An 11,009-nucleotide genomic window follows, 5' to 3' on the forward strand; every position below is an offset into this window, starting at 1 on the left:
CCACCCCAAAACCTCCATCTTTCGTTCTTTCGCCGGTTAACAGACTCTCTGTCCATAGATCTAGATCCATGTCCCGTATACGGATATTTCTCGACCTCCCGCCTACGCACCTCGCATGCCCCGTCCCCCATCCCGAGGCAGGTCCCCCCATGAGAAAGTCCAGAGCGAGACCCGGAACGACCGTGCTGGCCGTCGGCGTCCTGGTGGCCGCGGTCCTTCCGGCGGTGTCGCAGTCGCAGGCGGCCGGCGCGCCGGGCCCGAACGCCGCGGCGCCCGCGAACTACGTGCCCGACGAGCCGCTTCCCACCGAGCCCGTGCCCCCGCAGGAGCAGCAGGACCGGCTCGGCATCAGCGGCTACCCCGACCGGCTCAGCGTCGAGCCGGGCGAGTCAGTCAAGATCATGGCGAGCACGAAGGCGAAGGAGTTCAAGTCCACGATCGTCCGGGTCTCCCACGGCGACGCCGACCCCAAGGGCCCCGGCGTCAAGGAGCAGGTGATCGACGACCCGGTCAACCGCACCTACCCCGGCGCGGACCAGCGGCTTCCGCTGGGCTCGTACGTCACCGTGCCCGACCACGACCGGCTGAGGCCGGACGACGGGTTCACCCTCACGGCGTGGATCGCCCCGTCCACGATCCCGGGCTCGCCCTACAACAGGACGGCGCTGAAGCGCACCCCGGTCGGCACGCCGAGGGCGCAGGGCCTGGTCACCAAGTGGTCGGAGGCCGACAAGCGCGGCTACGGCCTGTTCATCGACGAGACCGGCGCGGCCGCGCTGCGGATCGGCGGGGAGAGCGTCTCGACCGGGGTCAAGCTCAAGCCCTGGGCGCCCGCGATGGGCGGTCCCGAGATGTACTTCAACAAGAACCCCCGGCCACAGCACGTCAACAACTCCGGCTGGTACTTCGTCGCGGCGTCCTACGACGCGCGATCCCGCCAGGTCACCGTGACGCAGCGGCCGGTCTCGACGGCCCCCGACGACTCGGGGGCGACCGTGACCAAGCGGATCGCCGCCGGGGACGTCCGGCACTCTGCCGGCCCGCTGCTCATGGCCGCGTACTCGAACCGTCCGGGCGACGACCACCCGGCCGGCTTCTACAACGGCAAGATCGAGGCGCCCGCGCTCTACGACCGGGCGCTGGGCAAGGGCGATCTGGACGCCGTCGCCAGGGGCGGGCACGGCCCGCGTCCCTCCGCGGCGTGGGACTTCTCCAGGAACATGTCCGGCGACCGGGTGTCCGGCACCGGCTCGCGGGGCCTGGACGGACGCGCGGTGAACCTCCCCGTCCGGGCGCTGACCGGCCACGCCTGGGACCGCAAGACGATGAACTACAACCAGGACCCCGACCAGTGGGGCGCGATGTACTTCCATGAGGACGACCTGGGCGACACCAAGTGGAAGCCCTCGTTCACCTGGAAGGTGCCGCAGAACGCCCGCAGCGGTGTCTACGCCGCCCGGCTGGAGGCCGACGGCAAGGTCTACCACGCCACGTTCGTCGTCCGGCCGAAGAAGCGGACGGCGAAGATCGCGATGCTGGTGCCGACGCTGACGTACCTGGCCTACGGCCAGACCGGCGGCACCATGAGCCAGTACTCCGACCACGCCGACGGCAGCGGGTACGTCTACTCCAGCGAGCGGCGGCCGATCCAGAACCTGCGGTCGCTCACGACCGGCCCGAAGGGCGAGGGCCGCCCGTGGGCCTTCGAGGCGGACACCCACATCTTCGACTGGCTGGAGACGAAGAAGTACGAGGTCGACTACATCACCGACCACGACGTGGACCGCGAGGGCAGGAAGATCCTCGACGGCTACCAGACGGTGATCACCGGCACCCATCCCGAGTACATCTCCACCACCGAGTTCGAGTCGATCAAGGGCTGGCTGAACGACGGCGGACGGCTGATGTACCTGGGCGGCAACGGGTTCTACTGGGTGACCGCGCTCGACAAGTCCAGGACCTACACCGAGCTGCGCCGCCATGACGGCACCGAGGCGTGGCAGGCCGCCCCCGGCGAGTACTACCACAGCACCGACGGCGAGTACGGCGGCCTGTGGCGCTTCCGCGGCACGCCTCCGCAGGAGCTGCTCGGCGTCGGCTTCTCCGCTCAAGGGTTCGGCAACCCGTCGGGTTCGGCCCAGTACAACAAGCCGTTCGACCGGTCCGAGGCGAGCTACTCCGCGGCCGGGGCCTGGGTGTTCGAGGGCGTGTCGAAGAAGGACGGCATCGGCGACGGGCTGCCGAGCCTGCAGAGCCCGGGCGGGCCGATGGGCGAGGAGGTCGACCGCGTGGACTACGCGCTCGGCACCCCGGCCAACGCGATCGTCCTCGGCTCGTCCCAGCGGTTCGGAGAGCAGTACATGCACGTCGTCGAGGAGATCAACACCTCGTCGCTGTTCGAGGGCGGCGACACCAACCCGATGGTGCGCGGCGACGTGACGCTGATCCACTACCCGAAGGGCGGGGCGGTGTTCTCGGCCTCGTCGATGGTGTGGAGCGGGCAGTTCTTCCACAACAACTACAACAACGAGCTGACGAGGATCAGCGAGAACGTCCTGAACAAGTTCACCTCCGGCGCGCCGCTCCCCGGCACGGGGTAGCCGGCGGCGACGCGACGGCCCGGGGCGGGGCGCGGCACCCGCTCCGCCCCGCCCCGGGCCCCGCGCTCCGCCCCTCAGGCCCCGCTCCGCCGCCCCTGGCTCCGCGCTTCCCGTCCCGGGCTCCGCGCTTCGCCGTCCCGGCCGGTGGAGCGGGGTCCAGGTCACGAAGAAAGGCCGGCCCGTGTACATAACCGTTCGTGGGACGCCGTCGTCCTCCGGCTCGGGTGAACCGTCCAAGGCCCGGCGCCGGATGGCCGGACGGGTTCCCGGCACCGTCGTGGTGCTCGGATTCGTCAGCCTGCTCACCGACGTCTCCACCGAGATGGTCACCGCGGTGCTGCCGCTGTTCATCACCGTGGGGCTCGGCCTGTCCCCGATGGCGTTCGGCGTCCTCGACAGCGTCTACCAGGCGGGGACGGTGGCCGCCAGGGTCGGGGGCGGCTACGTCGCCGACCGGTTCGAGCGGCCCAAGGCGGTGGCCGTGGCCGGCTACGGGCTCGGCGTGATCGCCAAGGCGCTGCTGCTGCCCGCCGCGGGCATCGCCGCGCTGTCGGCCGCGACCGGCCTCGACCGGATCGGCAAGGGCCTGCGCACCGGCCCGCGGGACGCGCTGATCGCCGGTTCGGGGCCGCCGGGGACGCTCGGCCGCTCGTTCGGCGTCCACCGCGCGCTGGACACCCTGGGCGCGCTGCTCGGCCCGGTCGCCGCGTTCTTCCTGATGACCGCCGCGCCGGGGGACTTCGACGCGGTGTTCGTCGTCTCCATGTGCGTCGCGGGCCTCGGCGTGCTGCTCCTGATCGGCAAGGTCGACGAGAAGCGCCGGTCCGCCCCGGCCGGCGCGGACGCCGCGCCCCCGATCACGCTGGCCGGGGTGGCGCGGCTCGTCGCCGGACGGCCGCAGGTGCGCCGCGTCCTGCTGACCGCGGCGGTGCTGTCCGCGCTGACGATCAGCGACGCGTTCCTCTACCTGGTGCTGCTCGCGGGCGACGCGATCTCCACCCATGTCTTCCCGCTGATGTTCCTGGCGACGGGCGTCGTCTACCTGGCAGCCGCGGTGCCGTTCGGACGCCTCGCCGACCGGTTCGGCAGGCCGCGCGTCTTCATCGCCGGCCACGTGATGATCCTGCTCGCCTACGCCGTGGCGGGCTCCGGCGCGGGCCCGGTGGCCGCCGGCGCGACGCTCGCCCTGCTCGGGCTCTACTACGCCGCGACCGACGGCGTGCTCCCCGCCGCCACGGCGGCGATCGTCCCCGACGGCTACCGGGCGACCGTGATCTCCGCCGTGCAGACCTGCGTGGCGCTGGGCCGCAGCCTCGCCGCGCTCTCCTTCGGCGCGCTCTGGGCGATGGCGGGGCCGTCGGCGGCGCTGTGGGCGTTCGCCGCCGCCCTCGCCGGCGCCCTGGCCGCCGTCTCCCTGATCGGAGGACTTCGATGAACCGTTCCCGGGTGACCCTCGCGCTGGGCGTCCTGCTGGTGGGCGTGGCCGTCGGCACGGTGCTGACGGCGGTGCTCGGACGGGACGGCGCGTCCAGCGCGGGCGAGGCGGGCCCCGGCCTGTTCCGCGACGAGCACATCGTGTTCAGATCGCTCAAGCGGGGCCCCGACCAGGGCCGGGTCGCCTACGCGGCGCCGAATGCCGTGCAGAACCGCGTGCTCGCCGGACCGCGATGCCTGCGCGTGGCGGCCCAGGCCGGACGCGCGGTGTGCCTGCGCGACGGAGGCGTGCCCGGACGGCCGTACGAGGTGGTCCGGCTCGACGACCGGCTCCGCGAGGCGGACGACGAACCGCTGGCCGGAGTGCCGAGCCGGGCGCGGGTCGCGCCCGACGGGCGGCACTTCGCGACCACGGTGTTCGTCAGCGGGCACAATTACATCTCGCTCGGGTTCTCCACGGAGACCGTGGTCTACGACGGCAAGAAGGGTCGACCGCTGGCGAACCTGGAGCATTTCACCTTCCTCCTCAACGGGGCGAAGGACGGCAGCGTCGACCGCAACGTCTGGGGCGTCACCTTCGCCGCCGACTCGAACGTCTTCTTCGCCACCGTCGCCGTGTCCGGCCGCACGTACCTCGCGAGAGGCGACCTGTCCCGCCGCACCCTGACCGCGCTGCGGGAGAACGCGGAGTGCCCGTCGCTGTCCCCCGACCAGACCAGGGTCGTCTACAAGAAGCGGGTGAACGAGACCTCGCAGGACGCCTGGCGCTTCTACGCCTTCGACCTGCGCACCGGGCGGGAGTGGCCGCTCGGCGAGACCCGCAGCGTGGACGACCAGGTGGCGTGGCTCGACGGCGAGCGCGTGATGTACGCGGTGCCGAAGGCGGGCGGCGGACGCACGACGGCCGACATCTGGATCGCCCCGCTCGACGGCGGGCGGCCGCGGCTGCTGATCCCCGACGCCGACTCCCCCACCCTGGTCGGCGGCGACGTCTGACCGCGGCCGTTGACGGAAAAAGATATTGAAAACGCAATAACAACTCATTTTCCGGATGATTTTGAGTCCCGGGGGCTTAGCGGGCGCGCGGGCATTGGTAGGTCTCCAGACGCGGCGGGAAATGTCCGAGGGCCCGGACGGGCCGAACCAACTCGGAAGGACTCGCTATGACCGAGACCAATCCCTTCCCGGCAGCGCGACGTGACCTGTGCGGGGCCATGCACGTCCACCGCCGGCTGCTCAACGAGAGCATGACCTACCGCCAGCAGCGTTCGCGCATCGAGAACCGGGCGCTCCAGCACGAGATGGGACGGCGCTCGTCCGCGCCCCGGGGCGTGGTGACGCTTCCCGTGGTCGTCCATATCGTGCACAACGTCAACGAACCGGCGCAGAACGTGGACGACTCGCAGATCCACAGCCAGATCGACGTCCTCAACCAGGACTTCCGCGCCGCCAACCCGGACGTGTCGAAGGTCCCGGACGTGTGGAAGTCGCTGGTCGCGGACTTCGAGATCGAGTTCGCGCTCGCCTCGACCGACCCGTACGGCGACCCGACCGACGGGATCGTCCGGGTCGAGACCGAGCACGGCGAATTCGACACCGACGACGCGATGAAGTTCGCCGACACCGGCGGCTCCGACGCGTGGCCGGCCGACCAGTACCTCAACATGTGGGTCTGCCAGCTCGGCGGCAGTCTGCTCGGCTACGCGCAGTTCCCCGGCGGCCCGCCGGAGACCGACGGCGTCGTCATCCAGCACTCGGCGTTCGGGACGTCCGGCACCGCCGCGGACCCGTTCGACGGCGGCCGCACCGCGACCCACGAGATCGGCCACTGGCTCGACCTCTTCCACATCTGGGGCGACGACGGCACCGGGTGCGACCGGGACGACGGCGTGGCCGACACGCCGAACCAGGCCGGCTACAACGTCGGCAAGCCGACGTTCCCGCACGTCACCTGCAAGAACGGGCCGAACGGCGACATGTTCATGAACTACATGGACTACGTGGACGACGACAGCATGTTCCTGTTCACGCAGGGCCAGCGCGAGCGCGTCAACGCCTGCCTGGAGGGCGCCAGGGCCTCGCTGCTGGTCGCGCGCCAGGCCGTGCCCGCGGCGCAGCCCGCCAAGCAGCCCGCTGCGGCCGGGGCCACGGCCGGGACGGCAGGCGGGGCGGCGGCGCCGCAGAACGGCGACGTCGAACGGCTGCTGCACGACTCGGAGCGGCTGACCAAGGAGGTCCTCTCCGACATCCAGAACATGCTCGGCCTCGTCGGCAACCGCTCCGGCCGATGACCGGCCGGAACCGCCAGAGTCGCAGGAACGGCGGGAACCGCCGGAAGGAGGCCAGGTGAACGGTGTGCCGCCGGAGGTCACGGGCTCCTGGATCCACGCGTTCGAGGAGGACACCGAGACGACGGCGGTGTACCGGCCCGCCGACCATCGGCTCCGTCCCGCGCGCCGCCCGCGGGAACGCATCGCGTTCCATCCGGACGGCACGTTCGTCGAGCGCCGCCCGGCGCCCGACGACCGGCTCGGCGAGGTGCGGGGCCGCTGGGAGCGGCGGGGGGCCGACCGGATCGCCGTCACCTTCCCGGAGGGGCGCGGCACGCCCTTCGACATCACCGTCCTGTCCCGGACCGGTGACCGGCTCGTGATCGCGAAGTGAGAACGGGGGAAGACGATGAGAACGGGTGTCGCGCGCCCGGCCGGCGAACCGGACACGGCGCGCATCGCCCCGCCGGGGACGGACTGGGCCCGGCTCGGCGACACGGTCCTGTACTGGGCGGACGACGGCGCGCCCTGGGACGCCGTCCGCGACCGCGCCCGGTCCGGCGGCGTCCCGCTGGAGGAGGGCGACGCGCCGGGACCGGCCGCGGACGCCACGCTGGTGACCCAGGTCGGACGGGTGTTCCAGCGGGAGCACCCCGACGTCCCGGTGCTGGTCGACAAGGGCCGGTACCTCGTCGTCGCGCTCGGCGAGGAGCATCGCGCCCGGATCCGGCCGCGTGAGCGTGAGGAGGTCTGCTACCGGGTGGAGCCGCTGCGCCCGGGGACGGTCGTCTTCCGCGGCGTGACGCCGGTCGCCCGCGAGCCCGCGCCGGACGTCCAGGCCCTGGCGGACGCGGTGTCCGCGGACGCCTACCGGGACGTCCTGACCGAGCTCGTCGGGTTCGGCACCCGCCATTCGCTGAGCGAAGGGTTCCGCGAGGCGGCGGCCGCGGCCGCCGACCGGCTGCGCGCCCTCGGCTATGTGGTGACGGTGGCGCCGATCGACGTCGGGTCAGGGCGCAGCGCCAACGTCGTCGCGGAGCGGGTCGCGCCGCACCGGTCGCCCCGCGGGGTGGTCGTCGTGACGGCGCACCTGGACTCGATCAACCTGGCGGGCGGGCCCGCCGCGCCCGCGCCCGGCGCCGACGACAACGGCAGCGGCGCGGCCGGGCTGCTGGAGATCGCCCGCGTGCTGGCGGCCGTGCGGACGCGGCACGACCTGCGGCTGATCCTGTTCGGCGGCGAGGAGGAGGGCCTGTTCGGCAGCACCCAGTACGTGACGTCCCTGGACCCCGCCGCCCGCCTCGACATCGCGGCGGTCGTGAACATGGACATGATCGCGTCGGTGAACACGCCCGAGCCGACCGTCCTGCTGGAGGGCGCCGAGGTCTCCCAGGGCCTGATCGACGAGCTGGCCACGGCGGCGGCGACCTACACCTCGCTCAAGGTGCAGACGTCGCTGCGCCCGTTCAACAGCGACCACGTGCCGTTCATCGACGCGTCGATCCCGGCCGTCCTGACCATCGAGGGCGCGGACAGCGCCAACCAGAACGTCCACACGGCGGGCGACACGCTGGACGGCGTCGACGAGGACTTGGCGCACGGCATCGTCCGGATGAACGTCGCGACCGCCGCGACGGCCCTCCTGGCGGACGCCTAGCCGGACTCGCGCTCCGGCGAGACCGGCCCGGCCGCGGACACGCCCGCCGCCTCCTCCGCAGGCCCAGCCGTCTCCTCCGTCTCCGCCGCAGGTCCAGCCGTCTCCTCTGTCTCCGTCGGCTCCGCCGTCGGTGCGGCGGACGCGGGCGGCTCCCCGGGCGAGGACGCGAGCGGCGGGACGGGCGGAGGCATGGCGGAGGGCGACGCCACGGCCGGGGACGCCGGCGCCGAGCCGTGCACGCTGTCCAGCACGGCCTGGCCCTGCCGGTCGACGAACTTCGTGAACAGCTCCTGCGAATAGCCGAGGACGACCGCCCACGCGATGATCTGCGCCGACGAGTCGAGCGCGTTCAGCCCGGGGATGAACGAGCCGCGCATCAGCAGCAGGCCGAGCACGGCCGTGAGCGCCCCGGTCGGCAGCTTGAGCATGGCCAGCGCGACCGGGATGCCGAACGCGGTGGCGGTGCCGCGGATCTTGCGCAGCGCGGAGGCCGCCGCGATCCCGGCCGCGACGAGCCCGACGAACTCGACGACGATGTAGTCGGCCCAGCCGGCCGTCCGCCGGGTCTGCTCCGCGAGCTGGCCCGCGGGGACGGACGGCTCGGTGTGCGTCGGGCACACGACGCTGAAGTCGCCGCGCGCGCCGGGGCTCGGCGCCGGGTTGAAGCACAGCGGGACGGCCGTCTTCGCCGCCGCCGACAGCACCCCGATGCTGATCGCGAGCGCGAACAGGAACACCGTGATCCAGTGGACGATCCGCACGAAGTTGCCGGCGCGCAGCTTCTCCCGCAGCGCGGCCTGGCGCGCCGCGTCCACCGCCTCCACCACGACGATCAGCTGCCCGCCTGGGACGCGGGCCGGGCGGCCCGCCTGCTGGGCGTCGTGCACCTGCCGGGCGATCCGCTCCACGAAGACCCGGTGCTCGTCGGACGGCGCCAGATGCCGCTTGACCGCGGCGAACATGGCGGGCAGGCAGGACTGCAGCTCGTGCGGCGGGAGCGTCCGCATCCACAGGGAGCGCGCGGAGTTCAGGTGGAGCTGCGCGGTCGTGACGTGCGACGCGGTGCGGCTCCTGCGGTGCCCGCGGTAGTCGATGACGTGCTCCGCGCGGTCCAGGGCGTCCTCCGCGGCGCGCAGCAGGTCGGCGTCCTGGCCGGACACCTCGCCGTCGTCCCGCCGGGCGGCCAGCAGGGCGCGGAGTTCGCGGGCGCCGGCGAGCACCTCCTCGCACAGCACCCACGAGCCCCGCTCGCGCGTCCATTCGCCCAGCCTCGCGGCGCCGGGGATCCAGCCGGTCCATCGACTCATCGGTCGCCGTCCCCCCTTCCGCGCCTTTCACCAGTCAATCAGAGCGATCCGCGCCTGAACCACCAAAGAACCGTAGGTCGTCGACAGGACGCGTTCATTCGTCCCGCCCAAACGGCCGATCGCGCAAACGCGGGCAAATTCGCATTCAATCGATGTTGACGCAGGTCAGAGGCAAGTTGACGCTGGAATTGGAGGGGTCCACATAAACCCGTAATGCTGCATCGATATCGTCAGCGGAGGAACGTCATGCATGACATCCTTGTGGAACGGAATCCCGACCGCACCGGACGCCGCGAAGCCGCTCCCCGAAGGGAATTCGCCAAATCCGAGGCGGTGCGCGAGAAGGAGGCCGCGGAACGGCTCGACGAGATCCACCAGTACCTGCGCGACCTGTACGCGAGCCGGGACGTGGTGACGCGCACGAACACGCCGTCCGGCCAGACCCTCGACTGGGTGCCCGCCGAGTCGCAGGCGCCGGACGGCCGCGTCGCCGACCCGCCGGACGAGAACCGTCCGCTGGAACGCCTCGAAGGCATCCACGTGGCCGAGCACGTCCGCTTCGAACTGGAGGCCGAAGGCGTCGAGACGGGGCCTCCGGGGACCGTCCCGCTGGTGCGCAAGCAGATCGAGCAGATCCACCCGGCGGGCACGCTGCAGGACTGGCTGGCCAAGGGCGTCGAGGCGAAGAAGCTGACCGCGCCGGACGACCCGCAGGGCGGCCTCCAGGAGGCGCGCCGCGAGAACCCGCACAAGTACGCGCACGCCGCGCAGGTCGTCAGGTGCTACGGCACCGAGGGGTTCATCAACCTGTGGTGGCCGTACGTCGAATGGTCGGACGAGTTCTCGCTCGGCCAGCAGTGGATGGCCCGCGGCTTCGAGTCCGGGCTGCAGACCGTCGAGGTCGGCGCCCAGACGTACCGGGACCTGTACGGGGACTGGAAACCCCACCTGATGCTCTACTACACCACCAACGGGTACACCCACTGCGGTGACCACTTGGGCGGCTACAACACCGACGTGCTCGGCTGGGTCCAGTACGCGACCAACATCGTGCCGGGCCAGCTGCTCGGGCCGCTCAGCACGTTCGGCGGCGACCAGTACGAGATGGGGGTCAAGGTCCAGCTCTACCAGGGGAACTGGTGGGTCCGGATCGGCTCCACCTGGATGGGCTACTACCCCGCCTCGCTGTTCAACTCGGGCGGGCTCGCCTCGCAGTCGGACGTGGTCGACTGGGGCGGCGAGATCGTCGACACGCCGCGCGTCCCGGCGACCACCGCGACCGACATGGGCAGCGGCCACTGGCCCGCCGAAGGCTGGCAGTGGTGCGGCTACATGCGGGGCCTGCACTACCAGTCCGACACCGGCGGCGGGATGAGCCGCATGCGGGGCACCCCGTCCGTGACGCACCCGATGTGCTACGACCTCGCGGCCGACTTCGGCAACACCGGGTCGTGGGGCCCGTACTTCTGGTGGGGCGGCAGCGGGAGGAACGCGCTATGCCCGTAGAACGTCCCGAGGTCGTCCCGTCCACGGACGACGCGTACGAATGCGTCCGCGCCGACCTGGAGGACGCCGCCCTCCCGCCGGGCCCGCAGCCGCCGGAGGCGACCCGTCCCGGCCTGTGCCCCGAGGGCTACGTGCCGCGCCTGAAACGGCGCGACTACGAGCTCCGGGGGAAGCGCGTGGAGACCGGCCGCCCGCCTGAGCGGAACCCGAGGAGCCCGGACGACCGCTAGGCGGG

General features: G+C 72.0%; 9 protein-coding genes. 8 read left to right on the forward strand and 1 reads right to left on the reverse strand.

All coding sequences use genetic code 11. The features are described 5' to 3' along the window. The first annotated feature begins 149 nt into the window (after positions 1-149). From ACH34T_RS12360 to ACH34T_RS12385, 6 genes are all read left to right on the forward strand, one after another. Positions 150-2,600: a N,N-dimethylformamidase beta subunit family domain-containing protein gene (locus ACH34T_RS12360; protein WP_395992194.1), complete on the forward strand. Its 2,451-nt coding sequence runs from the start codon at positions 150-152 to the stop codon at positions 2,598-2,600. Positions 2,601-2,781: 181 nt separating this feature from the next. Then, a complete protein-coding gene (locus ACH34T_RS12365) occupies positions 2,782-4,035 on the forward strand; it encodes an MFS transporter (protein ID WP_395992195.1) in 1,254 nt (417 codons plus the stop codon). Beyond that, entirely contained in the window at positions 4,032-5,030 is a 999-nt protein-coding gene (locus tag ACH34T_RS12370; protein WP_395992196.1) for a TolB family protein, read from the forward strand. The genes ACH34T_RS12365 and ACH34T_RS12370 overlap by 4 nt, the downstream gene beginning before the upstream one ends. A gap of 167 nt (positions 5,031-5,197) precedes the next feature. Then, positions 5,198-6,325, forward strand: a complete 1,128-nt coding sequence (locus ACH34T_RS12375) for a zinc metalloprotease (RefSeq protein ID WP_395992197.1) — start codon at positions 5,198-5,200, stop codon at positions 6,323-6,325. Positions 6,326-6,380: 55 nt separating this feature from the next. After that, on the forward strand, positions 6,381-6,698 hold the full coding sequence (locus ACH34T_RS12380) for a hypothetical protein (protein WP_395992198.1): 318 nt from the start codon (positions 6,381-6,383) through the stop codon (positions 6,696-6,698). Between the two features lie 15 nt (positions 6,699-6,713). Then, positions 6,714-7,961, forward strand: a complete 1,248-nt coding sequence (locus tag ACH34T_RS12385; protein WP_395992199.1) for a M28 family metallopeptidase — start codon at positions 6,714-6,716, stop codon at positions 7,959-7,961. On the opposite strand, the gene ACH34T_RS12390 is transcribed toward ACH34T_RS12385, so the two are convergent. Then, the gene (locus tag ACH34T_RS12390; protein ID WP_395992200.1) at positions 7,958-9,268 is read right to left on the reverse strand and encodes a hypothetical protein; all 1,311 of its coding nucleotides are present in this window, start codon (positions 9,266-9,268) and stop codon (positions 7,958-7,960) included. The genes ACH34T_RS12385 and ACH34T_RS12390 overlap by 4 nt on opposite strands. Before the next feature lie 246 nt (positions 9,269-9,514). Here ACH34T_RS12390 and ACH34T_RS12395 point away from each other — a divergent pair, with 246 nt between their 5' ends. Beyond that, positions 9,515-10,774 carry a neprosin family prolyl endopeptidase gene (locus ACH34T_RS12395; protein ID WP_395992201.1) on the forward strand — a complete coding sequence of 420 codons (1,260 nt, stop codon included), beginning with the start codon at positions 9,515-9,517 and terminating at the stop codon, positions 10,772-10,774. Beyond that, a complete protein-coding gene (locus ACH34T_RS12400; RefSeq protein ID WP_395992202.1) occupies positions 10,765-11,004 on the forward strand; it encodes a hypothetical protein in 240 nt (79 codons plus the stop codon). The genes ACH34T_RS12395 and ACH34T_RS12400 overlap by 10 nt, the downstream gene beginning before the upstream one ends. Positions 11,005-11,009 lie beyond the last annotated feature (5 nt).

This window comes from Actinomadura sp. 9N215 (genome assembly GCF_044326345.1).
Taxonomy (GTDB): Bacteria; Actinomycetota; Actinomycetes; order Streptosporangiales; family Streptosporangiaceae; genus Spirillospora.

Excerpts from the sequence above, each read along its gene's own strand:
- ACH34T_RS12390 (WP_395992200.1), bottom strand. The coding sequence starts at position 9,268 with ATGAGTCGATGGACCGGCTGGATCCCCGGCGCCGCGAGGCTGGGCGAA.
- ACH34T_RS12370 (WP_395992196.1), top strand. The coding sequence starts at position 4,032 with ATGAACCGTTCCCGGGTGACCCTCGCGCTGGGCGTCCTGCTGGTGGGC.
- ACH34T_RS12395 (WP_395992201.1), top strand. The coding sequence starts at position 9,515 with ATGCATGACATCCTTGTGGAACGGAATCCCGACCGCACCGGACGCCGC.
- ACH34T_RS12385 (WP_395992199.1), top strand. The coding sequence starts at position 6,714 with ATGAGAACGGGTGTCGCGCGCCCGGCCGGCGAACCGGACACGGCGCGC.
- ACH34T_RS12400 (WP_395992202.1), top strand. The coding sequence starts at position 10,765 with ATGCCCGTAGAACGTCCCGAGGTCGTCCCGTCCACGGACGACGCGTAC.
- ACH34T_RS12360 (WP_395992194.1), top strand. The coding sequence starts at position 150 with ATGAGAAAGTCCAGAGCGAGACCCGGAACGACCGTGCTGGCCGTCGGC.
- ACH34T_RS12375 (WP_395992197.1), top strand. The coding sequence starts at position 5,198 with ATGACCGAGACCAATCCCTTCCCGGCAGCGCGACGTGACCTGTGCGGG.